This window comes from Methylorubrum populi, from assembly GCF_002355515.1.
GTDB lineage: Bacteria > Pseudomonadota > Alphaproteobacteria > Rhizobiales > Beijerinckiaceae > Methylobacterium > Methylobacterium populi_A.
On the sequence record NZ_AP014809.1, the window covers coordinates 5,098,042 to 5,118,350 of the forward strand.

Genomic DNA, 20,309 nt, shown 5'->3' on the forward strand with positions numbered 1-20,309 from the left:
CTGTCCGGAATCACCGGCCGAGCATGGCGGAGCCGGAACAGGTGTGCATGCAGAAAGTGTATGCACTTTGCCGCGGCTTTGTGCACACTTTACGGGCAACGGGCGGACGAATCGAAAAACGCTATAGAGATCAGAGGCTCATCGGCTGGCACGGCTGTTGCGGATGCCGGTCGACCACATACGGGAACGGAACGCCATGCTTCACCGCCTCAACGCCGCCCGCTCCCTCACGCGGCGGCTCGCCCTCGGCACCCTGCTGGCAGGGTTCGCGAGCCTGGGACCGGTCAAGGCGGCCGAACCGATCCGGATCGGGCTCGTCACCGCCCTCAGCGGCCAGTCGGCGAAGTCGGGCGAGGCGATCTCCCGCGGGATCGGGCTGGCGATCGACGAGGTCAATCGCGGCGGCGGCGTCCTCGGCCGGCCGCTGGAACTCGTCGCCCGCGACGACGAGGCCAACCCGTCGAAGGGCGTGCTCGCCGCCCGCGAGCTGATCCAGCGCGCCGGGGTCGTAGCGCTGATCGGCGGGCTCGACACGCCGGTCTCGATGGCGATCGTGCCCATCGCCAACCAGATGAAGGTACCGTTCGTCGGCCCCTGGGCCGCCGGCACCGGCATCACCCGCAACGGCGCGGCCGACAACTACGTGTTCCGGGTCTCGGCGGTCGACGCGCTCGTGGACGAGGCGCTGGTCGCCTACGCGGTGAAGACCTACGGCGCCAAGAAGCCCGGCGCGATCCTCGTCAATAACGCCTGGGGCGAGTCGAACCAACAGGGGATCGTCGCGGCGCTGAAGGCCGCGGGCCTCCCTAGCGCCGGGATCGAGAAGTACGAGGCCAACGACATCGACATGGTGCCCCAGCTGTCCCGCCTGCGGGAGGCGGGGGCCGACGCGCTGTTCCTCGTCGGCAATGTCGGCCCCTCGGCTCAGGTGGTGAAGTCCCTCGACCGGATGGGCTGGACCGTGCCGGTGATCTCCCACTGGGGCCCGGCCGGCGGGCGCTTCGACGAACTCGCCGGCCCCGGCGCGGCGCGGGTCCACTTCGTCCAGACCTTCACGTTTGCCGGCAACGACAGCCCGAAGGCGAAGGCGGTGCTCGACGCGCTGAAGACGAAGTACCCGGCGATCAAGTCCATGTCAGACGTCACCCCCGCCGTCGGCATCGCCAACGCCTACGACGCCACGCACCTGATCGCGCTCGCGATCCAGGCGGCCGGCGCCACCGAGGGGCCGAAGCTCCGCGACGGCTTCTACAAGGTCCCGGCCTATGCCGGCCTGATCAAGACCTACGAGGCGCCCTTCGCCCCGGACCGGCACGACGCCTTGAAGCCGGACGACTACATCTTCGCGAGCTTCCGCAACGGCGAGATCGTCGCGGTGTCCAAGTGAATGACGTCGTGAGCGGCTTCAGGAGTCAGCGCAGGGAGACGCGCCCATGCTGACCGGCACCCTCGTCAGTGGGCTCGGCCTCGGCAGCATGTACGGGCTGGTGGCGCTCGGCTTCCATATCACCTTCGCGGTCTCCGGCACCGTGAACTTCGCGCAGGGCAGCGCCGTCACCCTCGGGGCGGTGCTGGGCTACACCTTCGGGGTCCAGCTCGGCTGGCCGATGCCGCTGGCCATCGCCGCGGCGCTCGCCGGCTGCGCGGGGCTCGGCCTCGTCGTCGAGCGCCTGCTGGTGCGCCCCTTCGTGACCCGCGGCTCGGATGCGTGGCTCCTCGCCACGGTGGCCGGCGGCATCATCCTCGACAACGTGCTCCTGTTCACCTTCGGCAAGGAGCCGCGCAGCCTGCCCTCCGCCCTGGTCGCGGCGCCCGTGCAGGTTCTGGGGGCGGGCATCTACCCGCTCCAGCTCCTGATACCGGTGGTCGGCATCGCCGCCGCGGTGGCGATCCGCGCGGTGTTCCGCGGGACGGAGCTCGGCCGGGTGCTGCTGGCGGTGGCGCAGAATTCCGAAGCCGCGCGGCTGATGGGCATCGATGTCGCCCGCACCGTGGCCTGCGCCTTCGCGCTCTCCGCCGTGCTCGCGGGCGCGGCGGGGCTGCTGATCGCGCCGCTCTTCTCCGTCTCGGCCGAGATGGGCGCGCTGTTCGGGATCAAGGCCTTCGCCGTGGCGATCCTCGGCGGCATCGGCTCGGCCACCGGGGTGGTGCTGGCGGGCCTCCTCTACGGCCTCGTGGAGGCCGGCGTTACCGCCACCCTCGGCTCGGGCGCGACCCAGATCGTCGTGTTCTCGGTCATCATCCTGGCCCTCGCCCTGAGGCCGAACGGCCTTCTCGGCCGCGCCGCCGTCAACAAGGTCTGACGATGGGCTCGCTTCTCCGGGCGCCGGCGGCGATGCCGCTCGCCATCCTGGCCCTGACGCTCGCGGGCCTCGGCCTCGTCGCGGGCACAAGCGGCTACAGCCACTTCGTCATCGCCCTCATCGCGCTGACGGTGGTGGCCGCCACCGGCCTCAACGTCCTCCTCGGGCTCGGCGGGCTGATCTCCTTCGGCCATGCCGGGTTCTACGCGATCGGCGCCTATACGAGCGCGATCCTGACGCTGAAGGGCGTGAGCTTCTGGCTGGCGCTGCCCGCGGCGGCCGGGCTCTCCGCCCTCGTCGGCGCGGCGCTCGCCGTGCCGGCGATGCGGGTGCGCGGCCCCTATCTCGCCATGGTGACGATCGCCTTCGGCTTCCTCGTCGAGCACGCGCTGATCGAGGGCGGCGAACTCACCGGCGGCCAGAACGGCCTCGTGGTCGCCACCGGCCCGAGCCTGTTCGGCCTGCCGCTGGGCGAGCGCGACCTCGCTTGGCTCGCGGTGATCGCGGCGGGCCTCAGCCTCTACGGCTTCCACCGGTTGCGCCATGCCCGTCTCGGCCAGGCCTTGCGCGCGGTGCGCGACGCCGATGTCGCCGCGGCCTCGCTCGGCTTCGATCCGGTCCGGGTGAAGACCGCCGCCTTCGCGATCTCGGCGGCGCTGACGGGGCTCGCCGGTGCGGTGCTGCCGCCCCTGATGCTGTTCATCGCCCCGAGTTCGTTCCCGTTCACGCAGTCGATCCTGTTCGTCCTCGCCGTCGTGGTCGGCGGGGCCGGCACCGTGCTCGGGCCGCTGTTCGGTGCGCTGGTGACGGTGCTCCTGCCCGAGGCGTTGTCGGGGCTGGCCGAGTACCGGCTGCTGTTCTTCGGCCTCACCACCCTGGTGGTGCTCTGGCTCGTGCCGGCGGGTCTCGTCGGCAGCATCAGTCGGCTGCTGCCGCGGGGCGGCGCGGCGCGCCCGGAGGCGCAGGGTGAGGCCCCGGACTTCCTGCGCCGGACCGAGGGCGCGCCGCTTGCCGTCGAGGGGCTCGGCATCGCCTTCGGCGGCATCCGGGCGGCCGACGGCGTCGCCTTCGAGGCGCTGCCCGGCGCGATCACCAGCGTCATCGGTCCGAACGGGGCCGGCAAGACCACCGTCCTCAACATGATCTCGGGCTTCTACCGCCCGAGCGCCGGCACGATCCGCCTCGGGACGCGCGAGCTGGGCGGCCGGCCCGCCCACGCCATCGCCCGCGCCGGCATCGCCCGCACCTACCAGACGACGCGGCTGTTCGGTTCGCTCAGCGTGATCGAGAACGTCGTCCTTGCCCGCGCCCCCGGACGCCTGCTGCGCCGGGCGCAGGCGCGCGACCGCGAGGCGGCGGCGGCCCTGCTCGCCTTCGTCGGCTATGCCGGCGCCCTCGACCGGCCGGCCTCCGAGCTGCCCCATGTCGACCGGCGGCTGGTGGAGATCGCCCGCGCGCTGGCCGGGTCTCCGAAAGTGCTGCTCCTCGACGAGCCGGCCGCCGGCCTCGCCCGCGCCGAGACCGACCGCCTCGGCGTGCTGCTGCGCCGGATCGCGGCCTGCGGCATCGCGGTGATCCTCGTCGAGCACGACATGCCCCTGGTAATGGGCGTGTCCGACCGCATCCTCGTCATGGATGCCGGCCGGCCGATCGCCCGCGGCACCCCCGCCGAGGTGCGCCGCGACCCCGCCGTGCTCCGGGCCTATCTCGGGGCCGCCGAGACCCCGGCCCGGCCGCGCTCCGCCCCCTGGAGCGGCCCGGCCGACGCGGTTCTGGCCGCCCACGATCTCAGCGCGGGCTACGGCGCCGCGCCCGTGCTCGATCGCCTCGCCCTCGCGGTGCGTCCCGGCGAGACCGTGGCCCTGCTCGGCTCCAACGGCGCCGGCAAGTCGACGGCGATGCGGGCGCTCGCGGGCCTGCTGCGCCCGGTCGAGGGCTCGGTGGTGCTGGCCGACGCTCCGATCGCCGCCCTGCCGGCGCACCGGATCGCCCGCCTCGGCCTCGCTTTGGTGCCGGAGGGCCGGCAGGTCTTTCCCGAACTCACCGTCGTCGAGAACATCCGCCTCGGCGCTTGGAGTCGTTCCGGGAGCCGCCGTGGCCGGGTCGATCCGGCGGAGGTCGAGGCGCTGCTCGACCGCTTCCCGCGCCTGCGCGAGCGGGCGGGCAGCCGCGCCGGCCTGCTCTCGGGCGGCGAGCAGCAGATGCTGGCGATCGCCCGCGGGATGATGGCGCGTCCGCGCATCCTGCTCCTCGACGAGCCCTCCCTCGGGCTCGCGCCGGCGATCATCAACAGCCTCTACGCCACCGTGGCCGAGCTGCGCGATGCGGGCACGACGATCCTCATCGTCGATCAGATGGCCGCGCTGGCGCTGACCGTAGCCGACCGCGGCTACGTCCTGGAGCAGGGGCGCGTCGCCGCCTCCGGCACGGCGGCGGAGCTCAAGGCGGACGCGGCGCTCGAGGCGGCCTATCTCGGCGCCGCGTGAGACCGCGCGCTATCCCTCCACGACAGGATCGAGACCTTCCCCGTGACGACATCGGAGCCGACAGTGTCGAGCCATGGCCGCTACGCCTATTCCGCCCTGCCGGACCGGCCGGTCTACGATTGGCCGGAGGGCAAGCGCCTCGCGGTCTACCTCGCGCTCAACCTCGAAACCTTCGATTTCGGCGCGGGCCTGGGCGCCGAGCTGGCCCCGGGCGGGCCGCAGCCGGACGTGCTGAACTACGCGTGGCGCGATTGGGGCAACCGGGTCGGCGCGTGGCGCCTCCGCGACATGCTCGACGAGCTGCAGATGCCGGCGAGCATCCTCGTCAACAGCCGGATCTACCGGGACTGTCCGGGCCTGATCGAGGCGTTTCGCGCCCGCGGCGACGAGATTGTCGGGCACGGCCGCACCAATGCCGAGCGGCAGGGCACGCTCTCCGAGGCCGAGGAGCGGGCGCTGATCGACGAAGCGACGGCGGTGCTGACGCGGGAAGAGGGCCGGGCGCCGGCCGGCTGGCTCGGCCCCTGGATCTCGCAGTCGCGCGTCACGCCGGACCTGCTGGCGGAGGCGGGCTACCGCTACCTGCTCGACTGGTGCCACGACGATCAGCCGACCTGGTTCGCGACGCGCAACGGCGGGCGCATCCTCTCGGTGCCCTATCCGCAGGAGCTGAACGATATCCCGGCGATCGTCGCGCGCAAGGATACCGGCCGGGCCTTCGCCGAGGCCATCACCGATGCCTTCGAGGAGATGCTCGAACAGTCGCGCCGCGCGCCGCTGGTCATGGGCATCGCGCTCCACCCCTACATCGTCGGCCAGCCGCACCGGCTACGCCCCCTGCGGCAGGCGCTCGAACGGATCGCCGGGCAGCGGGACACGGTCTGGCTCACCACGGCCGGCGCCATCGCGGCGCATGCCGCCGAACGGGCGGCGTAGCGGCGGCGCCCGCATCCCCGTGCGGAGGCCGCGAGGACCCTGTCATGGATCGTAGCGAAGACCATCGACCTGTCGCGCCGGACGTTTCGCGGCGCGCGCTTCTCCTGACCTCCGCTTCTGCCCTGGGGGCGACGACCATGCCGACCCGTCTCTTCGCCGAAGCGGGCGCCCCCCGCGGCGCGCTGGCCCGATCCAGCCAGGGCATGGTGACGAGCCCGCACGAACTCGCCAGCGAGGCCGGGCGGGAGGTGCTGCGGGCCGGCGGCAACGCCATCGAGGCGGCCATCGCCATCAACGCCACGCTCTGCGTGACCTATCCGCATTTCTGCGGCCTGGGCGGCGACGCCTTCATGATCGTCAGCGACCGTCAGGGCGCGAGCATCACCCTGTCCGGCATCGGTCAGGCGGCGGCGAAACTGCCGGACGACGGGCGACCGATTCCGGTGCGCGGACCCGGCTCGGCGATCACCGCGGCGGCGGCCGTCGATACCTGGGAGCAGGCCTTCACCTTCAGCCAGCGGGCCTGGGGCGGCCGGCAATCCTGGAAGGATCTGTTCCGGCGCGCCATCGCCTATGCCACGGACGGGTTTCCCCTGACGCCGTCGCAGCGCTTCTGGGCCATCTTCCGCGCCAAGGAGATCGGCGACTGGCCCGATGTCGTGCGCGTCTTCACCGACGGGGGCCGCATCCCGGAGGCCGGGGCGACGTTTCGGCAGCCCGACCTCGCCCGCACGCTGACGATGCTGGCAGAGAACGGCGGACGCGACTTCTACGAGGGCGAGTTGGCCCAGCGGATCGCGCGCGGGCTGGAGAAGGCGGGCTCGCCCCTGACGGCTGACGACCTCGCCCGCTGCCGGGCCCGCAACGAGAGCGCGCTGCGCGTGCCCTACCGCGGCGGGGAACTCATCAGCCTGCGCCCGCCGACGCAAGGGCTCACCACCCTCGAGATCATGGGCGTTCTCGACCGCTTCGACGTGGCCTCGATTCCCGAGGGCAGCGCCGACTACTACCACCTCCTCGTCGAGGCGGTGAAGCGGGCCTTCATCGACCGCAACCGCTTCATCGCCGATCCGGATTTCGCCGAGGTTCCCGTCGAGCGGCTTTTGTCGCCCGCCCATCTCGATGGGCTGGCCCGCAGCATCGATCCGCGCAAGGCCGCGCCCTGGCCGCACGTCTTCAAGACCGGCGACACCGTCTTCATCGGCGCGGCCGACCGAGACGGCAACTGCGTCAGCCTCCTGCAGACGGTCTATTTCGACTGGGGAAGCGGCGTCGTCGCGGGTGATACCGGTATCCTCTGGCACAATCGCGGTGCGGCCTTCAGCGTGGATCCCGGGAGCATCAACGCGCTGCGCCCCGGCAAGCGCCCGTTCCACACCCTCAATCCCGGGATGTACCTCAAGGACGGCCGCCCGCGGCTGCTCTACGGAACCCAGGGCGCGGACGGGCAGCCGCAGACCCTCGCGGCGGTGCTGACGCGTCTGATCGATTACGGCATGGACCCGCTCACCGCCCTCGCGCGGCCTCGCTTCCTCCTGGGCAAGACCTTCTCCGACAGCCGCGACAGCCTGAAGCTCGAACTCGATGCGGGGCAGGCCGTGTTCGAAGAACTCACCGCACGGGGGCACGAGATCAGCCCCATCCCGGCCCAGAGCCCGCTCGCCGGCCATCCGGGCGCGATCCGCATCGAGGCGGATGGGAGCTTCGTCGGCGCCCACGATCCGCGCAGCGACGGCCTCGCCCTCGGCCTCTGACGCCGGCGCGATGCGGACCGGCGCGATCTCGGGCTGCCCGTGCCGTGTTGGTGCCGTGTCGGCCGGGCTCGCCCGCTTGCCGTCGGACCGGCATGATGGCGTCATCGTGCGAGCGGGGGCAAACCATGTCGCTGGTCTGGGACGGCATCATCACCAACGGCGTGGTGAGCGAGGGAAGTGCGTCCGAGCGGCATCGGCTGGCCGATGCCGCCAAGGCCTACGATTGGACGAGGGTGCTGGCTCTGCTGCGCGAGCGCCCCGAACTCGTGAACACGACGCGGCCCGGCGGCTCGTCACTGTTCGCGCCGCTCCATCAGGCCGCGCACGGGAACGCGCCGCCCGGCATCCTGGACGAGCTGATCCGGCTGGGTGCCTGGCGGATGCTCCCGAACGCGCGCGGCGAGCGGCCCGTCGATGTGGCGGAGCGGTGCGGCCACGGGCGCGCCGCCGCGATCCTGCGCCCGGTGCTGCTCCGCCGTGTACCGGCGGGCGTCCTTGCGATGATCCAGACCCACTTCCACGCCGTCATCCGTGGCCGCGCCGACGATCTCGTCCGCAAGTCCGGCCTCCGGCTTCCCGAGCTCGGTCCGCTGCTGGAAGTTCCGGCGGACCAGAAGATCTGGTTTGCCGTGCCCGGCATGTACGGTGGTTTCGCCTACTGCCTCCGGACCGACGGCATCGACGCCGTGCTCGTCGCGGAAAGCTGGTGCCGCGTCGTCGGCGGCTCCGGGCAGCGGCACGAGATCACCTCGATGGGCAGCCGCTTGGTCGAGGAGGGCTTCGTGTAGCCGGGACGGACGAGCGGCGCGCGAACGCCACGATGCCGTGCCGGATCACTCGTCGCGCCGGCCCGGCGCGAGACCGCTGACCTCGATCACGAACTTTCGGCGCAGAGCCCGCGCGAAGTCGCCGTAGCCCGCCGCCTTCAGGAGGAAGGCGCCGGGTCCGGCCACGACGTGGGCCCTGTACCATTGCACCAGATCCGTCCGCTCCTGCGGGAGCGGCGTGGCGCGAAGCCCGTAGCCCGGAGCCCGGTAGGCGCCGGCGCCGACGACGTCGTTCTCGCCCGGCACCAGGATCGGCAGGCCGTTGATCGTGGCGCCGGTGGCGAGCAGCGCCGTCCGCTCGGCCTCGAGATCCTCCGGGTCGGTGCAGTTGTCGATGCCGTCGCCCGAGACGTCGACGACGATCCGCTCGGCCGGAACCGGCATCGCCGGGAGAACGGTTGCTGTGACGGTGCGGAACATCTGGCCGAGGCAGGTGAACTCGCCCGATTGCCGGGGCGTGGCGCGGACCTGGGCCGCCGCCGCGAAGGCGTCGGCGCGGGTGGCGATCCGCCGCCAGCCCAGGGGGAGGCCCGCGCGGTCGGCCCAGGTGACCATGGCGAAGAGGGTGCCGCCGGGATGGCCGGTCATCGCCGCAATCACGCCCGGATCCTCCAGCGCCTCCGCGATGCCCTCCATCTGCAAGACGAAGCGGCTATCGTCGACCGATTGCGACACGTCGACGGAGACGACGAGGGCGACCGAGGCCGCGCCCGCCGGTTCGGCGCGGGCGCCGCCGAGGGGCGGCCCGATCCGGAGCGCCATCGCGAGCGCGGCGGCGACCGCGATGCCGGGCCCGACGCGGCGACGGAACGCCTGTCCGTGGATCCTGCGGCGGCTGAAGCGGAGGGGCGACATGGTCGAGCCTCGGGATCAGACTTTGCCGAGGAAGCGCACGGAGCAGCCCGGCCGCTGCGCCACGAGCCGGCAGCCCTTCTCGGGGCCGAGAACCATGCAGGCGGTCGAGAGGCCGTCCGCCAGGAGGCCTGTCCCGGCCATGACGGTGACCGAGGCGAGGCCGCGCGGCGAGTGTCCGGTGGCGGGATCGAAGATGTGGTGGTCGGCCCGGTCGGGTGAGAAGCTCATGCCGTAATCCCCCGAGGTCGCGGCAAAGCCCGAGAACGGGGCGATCACCGCCGACAGCGCCTCCGGCCGTCGCGGATCGGCGATGCCGAGCTGCCACGGCGTGCCGTCGGGATGCGCGCCGATGGCGCCGAACTCGCCGGTATCGATGAAGGCGTCCGTGATGCCCCGCCCCTGCAGGGCCGCCATCACCCGGTCGGCGGCATGGCCCTGGATCAGGGCGTTCAGCGTCAGCGCCGTTCCGGGCTCCAGGACGATCCGCTCCGGCGTGAACGCGACGCGGCGCCAGCCGACTCGAGCGACGGCCTCACGCAGGTGGTTCGGATCCGGTTTGTCCCCCCGCGCGGCGGCTTCGGACCAGACCGGCCAGAGCGGCTGCACGGTCGGGTCGAACGCTCCGTCGGTCTCCTTCGCGAGATCGAGGGCGAGGCCGAGCATTGCCACGAGGTCGGCCGGCGGCGCGTCGAGCCTGCCCTCGCGGTTGAGGCGCGACAGGGCGCTGTCGGCGCGAAACAGGCTCCCGGCGGCCTCGACCGCCCGCATCGCGGCAAATCCGTCGGCGAGGCCGGCGTCGAGCGCGGCCGGGTCGGGGCCGGCGGCGGTGAGCGCCACCGTGGTGCCGAAGGCGAGGCCGGCGCGGGTGCGGGTCGCGAGGCCCCGCGCCGCCGCCAGCGTCCGGAAGGCGGCGGGGCCGCTCAGGGCCGCGAGGGCGGCGAGTCCGGCCATGCCGAGGAGAGCGCGGCGCCGGGACGGAGGGGGCGTCATCGGCACGGCCTCACTCCGCCGCGACCGGCTGCGGCGCGATCCGCCGCCCGCGGCGGCGCGCCATTACCTCCGGCACGCATTGGCCGGGATCGTGGATGATCGTGACGCAGTCCATGCACTGGAAGCACTCGGGATAGTCGATGCGGCCGTCCGTGCGGATCGCGCCGTAGCGGCAGCGCACCTTGCACAGCTGGCACGGGCTGCCGCATTCGGCCCGGCGGGGAATCCAGTCGAGCAGGCGCAGGCGGCCGAGGACGGCCAGACTCGCGCCCAGCGGGCACAGGTAGCGGCAGAACCCCTTGTAGACGAACAGGTTGAGCACGAGCAGGCCGAGGGCGTAGGCGATGAACGGCCAGGCGCGGACGAAGTACAGGGTGATCGCGGTCTTGAACGGCTCGGCCTCGGACAGGCTGTCGGCAAGCGGCGAGCCTTCCGCCGCGGCGGCGAGGATGCCGGCCAGAAGCACGTATTTCGCCTGCCGTAGGGCGCGGTCGAGGCGCGGCGGCACCGCGACCGGCCGGAGGCGCAGGGGCTTGGCCAGCCACGCGACGAATTCCTGCAGCGCGCCGAACGGGCAGAGCCAGCCGCAGAAGGTGCCCCGGCCCCAGACGAGGAGCGTGGCGATGACGAAGGCCCAGAGCAGCAGCGAGGGCGGATCGTAGAGCAGGAAGGTCAGATCGTGCGTCACGGCCGCGGCACGCACGAGGCCGACCAGGGTGACGATGGAGAGCTGCGCCTGGGCGTACCAGCCGATGAAGAGAAGTGTGAAGGCGAGGTAGGCGAGCCGGAACATGGGGAAGCGGCGCCGGTCGGCCACGAGGCCGCGCTGGCGCGCCAGCACCGGGAGCAGCCCGGCCAGCGCCAGCGCGATCACCCCGAGTTCGACGCCGCGCGCCCGCCACGGATCGGTCCAGCCCGGCCCCGCCTCCGCCGCCTCGCGGATGAAGAGATCGGCCGGCAGCGCGTAATCGGCGGAGAACTCACGGGCAATTTTCTCTGGAAAGATCTGGCCTCGTTCGCGCACGATCTTCGCGCCGAGCGTCCAGGGGGCGGACGGGTCGAAGCCCGCCGCGCCCGTGATCCGCAGGATGGTCCAGGGCCCGTCCGGCAGGCCGGGGGCGGCTCCGCGCCGCTCGATCGCCATGTCGCGGGCGTTCACGGCGAGGCCCCCCTGCGTCACCGTCAGCCGGTCGGGGATCGAGCCGAGCACGAACTCGTCGCCGAGGGGGTTCTCGGGGCCGTGGCTCACCACCAGCACCGCGTGATCGCCGGGCCCGAGCTCGCGGGTCAGGGCGGCGAAGCGCTCAGGCCCGAGCAGGGTGCGGCCGATCGCCGGCGCGTTGAGATAGGCGAAGGTCAGGTCGAGGAGCGGCGCTTCGGCCGGGCCGTCACCGGCGACCGCCACGCCCGCATCGCGGAAAGCGGCCTCCGCCTGGCCGTTGCTGACGGTAAGGCGCCGGAGCCAGCCCCGCGCGCTTAGCTCGGCCACATTCAGGGCTTCGCCGGTCTCGGGCCGTGCCTCGACCTTCAGGCCGAGATTGGCGGCCCCGAAGCCGAGCTTCGCCCGCGCCACCGCGAGGGAGGCGGCGAGGATCGATTCGTTGATCACCCGCGTCGAGGCGGTGGCCATCGAGATGCCGTCGACCGTGGTCTGCGGCGCGGCACCGGAGCCGCGGGCGTTCGGGCGCCCGACCCGGATCGGGCGGCGGGCCGACATCCCGACATATTGCTCGACGAAGGCGAAGAGCGGCTCCGAGCCGAGACCTTCGAGGAAGACCGGCTCGTGATGGGAGATCACCTTCACGTCGCGGAACGTCCCGTCGGGGGCGAGCGCCACCAGGAGGTCGGGGGGCGTGCCGCCGAAGCCGGGGATCGGCGCGAGGTCGATCGATTCGAAGGCGTAGGCGAAGACCTCGTAGCTGCCGGCCTCCTGCTTCAGGATCGGCCAGACCGGCAGCGTCGCGTCGCGCTCGCCGACCACGAGCGGTGCGGGGAAGTGGCGTTCCATCCCGGCCCGGTCGAGGCTGCCCGCCGCGGCGAGCGGGGCGGCCAGGGCCAGGGCCAGCAGCGCGAGCAGGGCCGACCGCAGGGCGTTCGATGCGGTGCGGCCGCGTCCGACCCGCGTCACGGGGCGGCGCCCGCCGAGCGCTCGGACGTGCCGGAAGCGGGGCGCACGGCGACTCCCCAGGGGAAGCGGCCGACCTTGACGCTGCGGATCGGGCGCTGGGTCGCCACGTCGATCACGGTGACGTCACCCGACACGCCGTTGGTGGTGAAGAGCCGCGACTCGTCGGGCGTCATGGCGAGTTGCCAGACCCGGCGGCCGACGAGGATGTAGTTCACGACCTTGTAGGTCTTGGCGTCGATCACCGCGACCCGGTCGGAGGGGCCGAGCGCAACGAAGGCGAAGCGCCCGTCCCGGGTCAGGGTGATGCCCACGGGCTGGAGCCGGTCGGCGGCGATGCCTTTCACCGCAAATTCGATGGTCTCGACCACCTTACGGGTGGCGGCGTCGATCACCGCGACCGTGCCGCCGATCTCGGAGGAGGCCCAGAGCATCCGCCCGTCCGCGGAGAAGGCGGCGGCGCGTGGGCGCTGGCCCACCGGGGTCGCGTCGTTGGCCGTGAGCGTCGGCACGTCGATCCAGTGGACCATGTTGGTGGTCTCGGAGGTGGTGACGGCGGTCTTCCCGTCCGGGCTCACCGCCATGCCCTCGGGCTCGATGCCGACATCGATCTGCGCCAGCACCTTGCGGGTCTGCGCATCCACCACGGTGGTGGTAGCGTTCTCCTCGTTGGCGATGAACAGGGTGCGGTCGTCGGGGGCCAGCGCGAACTGCTCCGGATCCTCTCCGGAGGGCAGGTTGTGGCGCAACGCGCCCGTATCGGGGTCGATCACCTGCACCGCGTCGGAATCGCTGGCGCAGACGTAGAGCGTGCGGCCGTCGCGGGAGAAGGTGAGCCCGCGCGGGCGCCGGCCGACGGGGAAGGTGCGGATCACCTCGAGCGTGGCCCCGTCAATCACCGAAACGGTGTTGTCGCGCTCGTTCGAGACGAAGATCTCTTCCGCCGCGGCCGAGCCTACGAGCCCGAGCAGGCCGGCGCAGAGGAGGAGGCGTGCGGTCGCGGCGCGGCTCATGAGGCGGATCCCGTTCTCGTTGGCGGCTCGGCGGTTGGGCCCCGCATCAGCCCGGTTTCCGAAAAGCCCGGCACGCGCTCTCCGGCTCGTCGGGGCCGAGCGTGTCGAGTTCGGTGCGGTGGTGCTGGAAGCCCTCGATCGGGGCGGTGGCGGTCACCGCGCCCGGCCAGAGCAGGAAGACCGGCTGGCGCAATTGCCCGTCCCAGGCGCGGAAGCTCAAGGGGCGCCCCTTGAAGCCGCCGACCTCGAAGCGCGGCGACAGCACCAGCTCCGCCACCTTCTCGGGATCGGTGCTGCGCGCCTGCACCGCCGCTTCGCCGAGCGCGTGCACGGCCATCCAGCCGGCGTAATCGATCGGCCGCATCGCCCGTCCGGCGAGGCGGCGGAACCGGGTCTGGAGCTGCACCGCCGCCCAGGCCTCGACCGGGCGCCCCCAGGCCACCGGGGTGAGCCCCTGCGTGCCGACCACGGGCCGGGCCGCGGCGGTGTTGTAGACGAGGTTCGCCCCGAACGCCCCGGCCTCGTCGGCGACCGCGACCACGTCGTGCTCGGGGCCGCGGGTGGGCAGCACGAACTCGCGGAGCGCCGTGTCGCGGGTGTCGCCGCCCTGCGGATCGTAGCGGGATTCGGCCACGATCCGCGCGCCGAATTTTTTGGCGCTCTTCTTGACCGCCTCGGCATAGAGCGCATCCGCCGGGGCCGGGCCGGAGAGCAGCAGGATGCGGGTCCAGCGCTTGTAGGCGAGGAACTGCACCAGCGCGTCGGCGAGCATCGTCCGCGAGGGCAGGACGTGAAGCAGGCGCGGCCGGCAATCGGCCTCGCGCAGGCGCGAATCCGGCGCGCCGACATTGAGGAACACGGTGCCCTTGGCCTCGGGCATGTCGGCGAGCGCCAGCACGTCCTCGGCGGGTGCGTTCAGCACGACGAAGCGCGGCCTCTCGCCGAGTGCGCGAAACGCCACGCGGATGTCCTCGCCGGCGGCGACGACACGACTGTCGAGGGTGAAGTCCAGGGAGACGAAGCGGCCGGTGGCGTTCGAATCCTTGAGGCCGAGTTCGGCGCCCTTCAGCCCCTCGTCGTCGGGGATCGGATCCTCGTTGTTGAGGGGCGTGGGCCGCTCGACGCGCCGCTCGAGGTAGTGGATCGCCAGCGGCTCGGCCCGCGCCGGCGACAGCAGCGCAAGCCACAGCAGGCCGTGCAGGCTCAGCCCGACGCCGCACGCCTTGCGCCGCGGCGTCGCCCGGAGAGGGCCGCCCTGCCGTTTCCCGAGCCGCGCCAGCATCGCGCCCTGCTCGCCTCCCGATTGTTGTTGGAGCCGAGGATACGTTCGATCGAGGGGCCCCCGGTATTGGACCAAGGTCTCCCCCTCACCTCCTCCACCTCCCCAGCGCCCCCGTACCAAAGCACAATGGGTTCGGCCGGGCGCGCTTGCTAACCGTCCTCTCAAGAATGGGAGGAATGAAAATGAAGGCTGCACCCCTCAAGGGCGGGCTCCTCGCCGTCGGGCTCGTCCTGTCCGTGTCCGCCGCCTTCGGCCATGGCGACGTGCAGCCGCAGCCCGTGGACACGACCGGCCTGGCGCCGCTGGGCGACGCGTGGCGCGAGGAGAATCCCTATCGCGGCGACGCCAAGGCGATCGCCATCGGCGATTCCGGCTTCAATCAGAACTGCGCCCGCTGCCACGGCCTGCAGGTCATCTCGGGCGGGCTGGCGCCGGACCTGCGCTACCTGCCCCTCGGCAAGGAGGGTGACGAGTACTTCGTGGAGCGCGTCCGCCACGGCGCGACCACCAACGGCGTGATGAAGATGCCGGCCTTCGAGGGCGTGCTGTCGCAGGAGGCCCTGTGGGCGATCCGCACCTACATCGAAGCCAAGCACGAGGAGTAGGAAGGCCGCCCATGCGCGCCCTCCCCCGCCGCCGCGCCGTCGCCCGCGCCATCCTCGCCTGCCTCGTCGCCGCCGGGGTGATCACCGGCAGGCCCGCCGCCGCGCGCCCGCTCGACGAGGTGACGGCCTCGGGCGTCCTGCGCGTGGCGATCTACGACGACAACCGCCCCTTCTCCGAAGCGGGGACAGCGGGTCCCCGCGGCATCGACGCGGATCTCGCCCGGGCCATCGCCGAGCGGCTCAAGCTCAAGCTCGACCTGCGGGTGGTGGATGCCGGCGAGAACGTGGACGGCGACTTCCGGCTGAACCTGTGGCGCGGCGACCTCGCCGGTACCCCGCTCGCCGACCTGATGTTGCACGTGCCCCACGACCGCATCCTCGCCACCCGCAACGAGCAGATCTTCCTGACCAATCCCTATTTCGAGCAGCGCCTCGCCTTCGCCTATCATCGCGGCCGGATCGAGGGGTTCGAAGGGGTGCGCGACCTTGAGGGCAACACCGTCGCGGTCGAGGGCACGAGCGCCTCGGACAGCCTCGTGATGAATGCCGAGGGCGGGCGCTTCCGCAGCACCGTCCGGCATTTCCGCAGCTTCGACGAGGCGGTGAAAGCCTATCTCGCCGGCGAGACCCCGATCCTCGCCGGCACCCGCGCGGGCATCGAGGCGGCGCTCGCGGCGGCCGGCGTTGCGGGGCAAGACAATCCCGTGGTCGAGGTGCCGATCCCCGGTCTCGTGCGGACGCGGTGGGACCTCGGCGGCGCGGTCCGCAGCGATTCCCGCGACCTCGCCTACGCGGTCGGCGATGCGCTCGCCGCCCTGGCGCAAGAAGGACGGCTCAAGGCGATCTGCGCCAGCTACGGCGTCAGCTACACCGCGCCGCAGGGGTATTGAGGTCGCTCCATAGTCGTCGGAGCGTGGAAATGCTCCGCCCGGTCGACGAGAAGCAACGCGCCGGTCGATCTGTCATACATTTCGCCTGAATTCGATTTCGCCGCTCTGTCGAGAGCGGTGGGATCTTCAGTTTCCACAGCACGCGTGAGCCTGATCCGGCGAAGTTCGACCAAAGGCCAATAAGCGTTTCCTGAGAACCACTCTACGCTCCGGATCCTAAGGGGCGCCCCGCCGATTCTGCGGGGCGGCAAAGCCCCGCGGATCCCGGAAAACCGGGTCCGGTACGATGGAGGACATGCCCGATGAGAGTGCGGAACCAGTTCCTGACGGCGGTGGGGCTCGCCGCCCTCAGTGTCGGCCTCGCCCTTCCCGCGATCGCCGAGGTGACCGAGCAGGACATCCTCAACGACGCCAAGACCCCCGGCGACGTCGTCACCTACGGCCTCGGCCCGCAGGCGCAGCGCTTCAGCCCGCTCAAGACGCTCAACCGTGACAACATCAAGGGCCTCGTTCCGGCCTGGTCGTTCTCGTTCGGCGGCGAGAAGCAGCGCGGCCAGGAGAGCCAGGCGCTGGTCAAGGACGGCGTGCTCTACGTCACCGGCTCCTACTCGCGCCTCTACGCCGTCGATGCCCGCACCGGCGAGAAGAAGTGGGAGTACAACGCCCGCCTGCCCGAGGGCATCCTGCCCTGCTGCGACGTGGTGAACCGCGGCGCCGCCCTCTACAAGGACAAGGTCTATTTCGGCACGCTCGACGCCAAGCTCGTCGCGCTCGACCAGAAGACCGGCAAGGTCGTCTGGCGCAAGGACATCGACGACTTCAAGTCCGGCTACAGCTACACCGCCGCGCCGATGATCGTGAAGGGCAAGATCATCACCGGCGTGTCGGGCGGCGAGTTCGGCGTGGTCGGCCGCGTCGAGGCGCGCGATGCCGAGACCGGCGAGATCGTGTGGAAGCGCCCCGTCATCGAGGGCCATATGGGCGAACTCAACGGCAAGCCCTCGACCATGACCGGAAAGACCAACGAGACCTGGCCCGGCGACACCTGGAAGTTCGGCGGCGGCGCCACCTGGCTCGGCGGCACCTACGATCCGGAACTGAACCTGATCTATTTCGGCACCGGCAATCCGGGTCCGTGGAACTCCGCCCTGCGCCCGGGCGACAACAAGTGGTCGGCCTCGCGGCTCGCCATCAACCCCGACAACGGCGAGATCGTGTGGGGCTTCCAGACCACGCCGCATGACGGCTGGGACTATGACGGCGTCAACGAGTTCGTGCCCTTCGACATGCAGAAGGACGGCAAGACCGTGAAGGCCGGCGCCACCGCCGACCGCAACGGCTTCTTCTACGTCCTCGACCGGACCAACGGGAAGTTCATGTCGGCCACGCCGTTCGTGTCCAACATCAACTGGGCCAAGGGCATCGACGAGAACGGCCGCCCGATCTACGACGATGCCAACCGCCCCGGCGATCCGGCGAAGTCCGAGGACGGCAAGAAGGGCAAGTCGGTCTACGCGACGCCGGGCTTCCTCGGCGGCAAGAACTGGAACCCGATCGCCTACAGCCCCGACACCCGGCTGTTCTACGTCCCCTCCAACGAGTGGGGCATGGACATCTGGAACGAGCCCGTGAACTACAAGAAGGGCGCCGCCTATCTCGGCGCGGGCTTCACCATCAAGCCGACCTTCGAGGACCATATCGGCTCGCTGAAGGCGATCGACCCGGCGACCAAGAAGGTCGTGTGGGAGTACAAGAACAAGGCCCCGCTCTGGGCCGGCGTGCTCACCACCGCGGGCAACCTCGTCTTCACCGGCACGCCCGAGGGCTTCCTGAAGGCTTTTGATGCCAAGACCGGCGAGGAAGTCTGGAAGTTCCAGGTCGGCACCGGCGTCGTCGCCTCGCCGATCACCTGGGAGCAGGACGGCGAGCAGTGGATCGGCGTCGCGGCCGGCTGGGGCGGCGCGGTGCCGCTCTGGGGCGGCGAGGTCGCCAAGACCACCGCCGGCATCAACCAGGGCGGCAGCTTCTGGGCCTTCCGCCTGCCGAAGGCCCTCGCCTCCCGATAAGCGGGCTTCCAAAGGGATCATCCCTTTGGCGGGGAGCCGGGGCAGTGCCCCGGCTTTTCGTTATCCAGGGCTCTGCCCTGGACCCGCGAAAGGACTCGTCCTTTCGAAACCTGAAATCTCGCTCGCGCCCAGATGTGCGACCAGGTGTTCAACGAGTTGGCGGGCGTGCGGCGGCAGCGCCGCGAAGCTGCGAGCGCAGAGCCGCAGGCGGCGTAGCGCCCAGGGCTCGTCGATCGCGATCGCGCGGATCGCCAGCGTCTCCGCCGCGCGCCGCGCCGTCGCCTCGGGCGCGATCGCCACGCCGACGCCCCGCTCGACCATGCGGCAGACCGCGTCGAGCCCGTTCAGCCGCACCCGGAGCTTGAACGGCCGTCCGGCGCGGGCGGCGTGGGTCGCCAGATGCGCCTGGAGTGCCCGGCCGTGGCTGAGGCCGACCAGCGGCTCGTCCAGCACCTCCCGGAACGTGACGCCGCTGCGGTGGGCCAGGGCGTGGTCCGCCGGCACGACGAGCACGATCCGGTCGAGGTTCAGCGGCACGGTTTCGAGTGCGCCGAGATCGGTGGTGTCGGCGACGATGCCGATATCGGCGAGTCCTCCGGCCAGGGCATCGACGGTCTCGCGGCTGGTGCGCTCCTCCAGATCGATGTCGATGCTCGGATGCGCCGCGAGGAAGCCCGACAGCGCGTCGGGCAGGAAGGCGGCCGCCGCCGCGGTGATCGACAGCAGCCGGACATGGCCGCGCAGGCCGTGGGCGTATTGCCCGAGCTCGCCGCGCATCTGTTCGAGCTGGCCGAGCACGAGCCGGGCGTGATGCACCACCGCGAGGCCCGCCGGCGTCGGGCGCACCCCGCGGGCATGGCGCTCCAGGAGCGGCACGCCGCCATCCGCCTCCATGCCGCGGATGCGCTCGCTCGCCGAAGCGAGCGCCAGCCCGGCCCGCTCGGCACCGCGGGTGATGCTCTCCGCCTCGACGACGTGGAGGAACAGGCGCAGGTCGGTCAGATCGAAGCGCATGCCCGCATCGTCGGCGGACAGGCTCCTGTCGGCAAGGGCTTCGTCTTAGCCGAAGGCTGACACGGGCCAGATCCGCATTGTCGTCCGCCGTCAGGCTGTCACATTCCGCCCATGGCATGGGACACACGAACCAGAACCCGTCCAGGCGACGCCCGGCTCGAAACGGCAGCCCTCCTCCTCGCGGCGTTGACGGCCGTGGTCGCCATCGCTCGCTCGGATGCCGCTCCCCGGGGCCTCGATAGGCCGACGGCAGCCTCGCGCCCGGTCTCCGCCGCCACGCCCGTCGCGGCGCCGCCATCGGCGCAGGGGGGCGAGGCGGAGGCCGCCCGACAGGCGATCCTGCGCGACATGCTGCTCCACGATTGAACCACGCATCCCGGCCCGAAATCCGAATACGCGCATGTCCTTCCCTACGGACCCCCTCCCCCTCGCGGTCGCAGCGTCGGCCTTCCTGCTCGCCGGCTTCGTCAAGGGCATGGTCGGCCTCGGCCTGCCGCCCGTCGCCATGGGGCTGCTCAGCCTCGTCATGGCGCCGGTCCAGGCCGCGGCCCTGCTCGTGGTGCCGGCCTTTGTCACCAATGTCTGGCAGCTCGCGGCGGGCCCGCGCTTCGGCACGCTGCTGCGCCGGCTCTGGCCGATGCTGGCGGCGAGCGTGGTCGGCACCCTGGTCGCGGCGGGGATCCTGCACGGCAACTACGGCGCCGAGGCCACCGTCTTCCTCGGGCTCGCGCTCATCGCCTACGCCGTAGTGGGGCTGGCCGCCCTGCGGCTCCACGTTCCACCCGCAGCGGAGCGCTGGCTCGGGCCGCTCGTCGGCGCCGCGACGGGGCTGGTGACCGCGGCCACCGCCGTCTCGTCCTTCCCCTCCGCGCCCTATCTCGGCGCGCTCGGCCTGACCAAGGACGACCTGATCCAGGCGCTGGGGCTGTCCTTCACCGTCTCCACCATGGCGCTCGCGGTCGCCCTGGCCGGCGGCGGCGCCCTCTCGCTCGGCGTCGCCGGCACCTCCCTCATCGCCCTGGTCCCTGCCCTGCTCGGGATGATGCTCGGCGGCTGGGTGCGGGGCCGGGTGAGCGAGCGGGTGTTCCGGCGCTGCTTCTTCGTCGGCCTGCTGGGCCTCGGGCTTCACCTCGCCCTGCGGCCGCTGTTCTGAAGCAAGCGCC

The 20,309-nt window shown here is 71.8% G+C and carries 17 protein-coding genes; 11 read left to right on the forward strand and 6 right to left on the reverse strand.

Going from position 1 to position 20,309, the window contains the following annotated elements; translation table 11 throughout:
• Nucleotides 1-196 precede the first annotated feature (196 nt).
• The 6 genes from MPPM_RS23805 to MPPM_RS23830 all read left to right on the forward strand — a co-directional run bounded on the left by MPPM_RS23805 (nt 197) and on the right by MPPM_RS23830 (nt 8,267).
• Entirely contained in the window at nt 197-1,387 is a 1,191-nt protein-coding gene (locus MPPM_RS23805; protein ID WP_096487183.1) for an ABC transporter substrate-binding protein, read from the forward strand.
• 46 nt (nt 1,388-1,433) lie between these two features.
• On the forward strand, nt 1,434-2,303 hold the full coding sequence (locus MPPM_RS23810; RefSeq protein WP_096487184.1) for a branched-chain amino acid ABC transporter permease: 870 nt from the start codon (nt 1,434-1,436) through the stop codon (nt 2,301-2,303).
• Nucleotides 2,304-2,305: 2 nt separating this feature from the next.
• Nucleotides 2,306-4,789, forward strand: a complete 2,484-nt coding sequence (locus tag MPPM_RS23815; protein WP_096487185.1) for a branched-chain amino acid ABC transporter ATP-binding protein/permease — start codon at nt 2,306-2,308, stop codon at nt 4,787-4,789.
• A gap of 42 nt (nt 4,790-4,831) precedes the next feature.
• Complete coding sequence (locus tag MPPM_RS23820) at nt 4,832-5,725, forward strand: polysaccharide deacetylase family protein (protein ID WP_244573396.1); 894 nt, start codon at nt 4,832-4,834, stop codon at nt 5,723-5,725.
• Between the two features lie 44 nt (nt 5,726-5,769).
• Complete coding sequence (ggt, locus tag MPPM_RS23825) at nt 5,770-7,479, forward strand: gamma-glutamyltransferase (RefSeq protein ID WP_096487187.1); 1,710 nt, start codon at nt 5,770-5,772, stop codon at nt 7,477-7,479.
• Between the two features lie 125 nt (nt 7,480-7,604).
• Entirely contained in the window at nt 7,605-8,267 is a 663-nt protein-coding gene (locus MPPM_RS23830; protein WP_096487188.1) for an ankyrin repeat domain-containing protein, read from the forward strand.
• A gap of 45 nt (nt 8,268-8,312) precedes the next feature.
• Here MPPM_RS23830 and MPPM_RS23835 read toward each other — a convergent pair whose 3' ends face one another.
• From MPPM_RS23835 to pedA1, 5 genes are read right to left on the reverse strand one after another with little or no spacing between them, the layout of a single operon-like run.
• On the reverse strand, nt 8,313-9,161 hold the full coding sequence (locus tag MPPM_RS23835) for a DUF1194 domain-containing protein (protein ID WP_432419830.1): 849 nt from the start codon (nt 9,159-9,161) through the stop codon (nt 8,313-8,315).
• A 15-nt stretch (nt 9,162-9,176) separates the two neighbouring features.
• A complete protein-coding gene (locus MPPM_RS23840) occupies nt 9,177-10,151 on the reverse strand; it encodes an FAD:protein FMN transferase (protein WP_432419831.1) in 975 nt (324 codons plus the stop codon).
• A 10-nt stretch (nt 10,152-10,161) separates the two neighbouring features.
• On the reverse strand, nt 10,162-12,279 hold the full coding sequence (locus tag MPPM_RS23845; protein WP_096487190.1) for a 4Fe-4S binding protein: 2,118 nt from the start codon (nt 12,277-12,279) through the stop codon (nt 10,162-10,164).
• Nucleotides 12,276-13,289, reverse strand: a complete 1,014-nt coding sequence (locus MPPM_RS23850; protein WP_096487191.1) for a YVTN family beta-propeller repeat protein — start codon at nt 13,287-13,289, stop codon at nt 12,276-12,278. Before MPPM_RS23850 ends, MPPM_RS23845 begins: the two co-directional genes overlap by 4 nt.
• Before the next feature lie 46 nt (nt 13,290-13,335).
• Nucleotides 13,336-14,571, reverse strand: coding sequence for a lanthanide ABC transporter ABC transporter substrate-binding protein PedA1 (gene pedA1, locus MPPM_RS23855; RefSeq protein ID WP_096487192.1), 1,236 nt, complete (start codon nt 14,569-14,571; stop codon nt 13,336-13,338).
• A gap of 182 nt (nt 14,572-14,753) precedes the next feature.
• On the opposite strand from pedA1, the gene pedF reads away from it, so the two are divergent.
• The 3 genes from pedF (at nt 14,754) to exaF (ending at nt 18,132) form a co-directional block, all read left to right on the forward strand.
• Entirely contained in the window at nt 14,754-15,176 is a 423-nt protein-coding gene (pedF, locus tag MPPM_RS23860) for a cytochrome c-550 PedF (RefSeq protein WP_017483748.1), read from the forward strand.
• A gap of 11 nt (nt 15,177-15,187) precedes the next feature.
• Entirely contained in the window at nt 15,188-16,066 is an 879-nt protein-coding gene (locus tag MPPM_RS23865; RefSeq protein ID WP_096487193.1) for a substrate-binding periplasmic protein, read from the forward strand.
• 302 nt (nt 16,067-16,368) lie between these two features.
• On the forward strand, nt 16,369-18,132 hold the full coding sequence (exaF, locus tag MPPM_RS23870) for a lanthanide-dependent ethanol dehydrogenase ExaF (protein ID WP_096487194.1): 1,764 nt from the start codon (nt 16,369-16,371) through the stop codon (nt 18,130-18,132).
• Between the two features lie 60 nt (nt 18,133-18,192).
• On the opposite strand, the gene MPPM_RS23875 is transcribed toward exaF, so the two are convergent.
• Entirely contained in the window at nt 18,193-19,146 is a 954-nt protein-coding gene (locus tag MPPM_RS23875) for a LysR family transcriptional regulator (protein ID WP_096487195.1), read from the reverse strand.
• A gap of 195 nt (nt 19,147-19,341) precedes the next feature.
• On the opposite strand from MPPM_RS23875, the gene MPPM_RS23880 reads away from it, so the two are divergent.
• Both MPPM_RS23880 and MPPM_RS23885 read left to right on the forward strand, forming a co-directional pair.
• A complete protein-coding gene (locus MPPM_RS23880) occupies nt 19,342-19,512 on the forward strand; it encodes a hypothetical protein (protein ID WP_244573397.1) in 171 nt (56 codons plus the stop codon).
• Between the two features lie 34 nt (nt 19,513-19,546).
• Entirely contained in the window at nt 19,547-20,299 is a 753-nt protein-coding gene (locus MPPM_RS23885) for a sulfite exporter TauE/SafE family protein (RefSeq protein WP_096487197.1), read from the forward strand.
• Nucleotides 20,300-20,309: the final 10 nt, after the last annotated feature.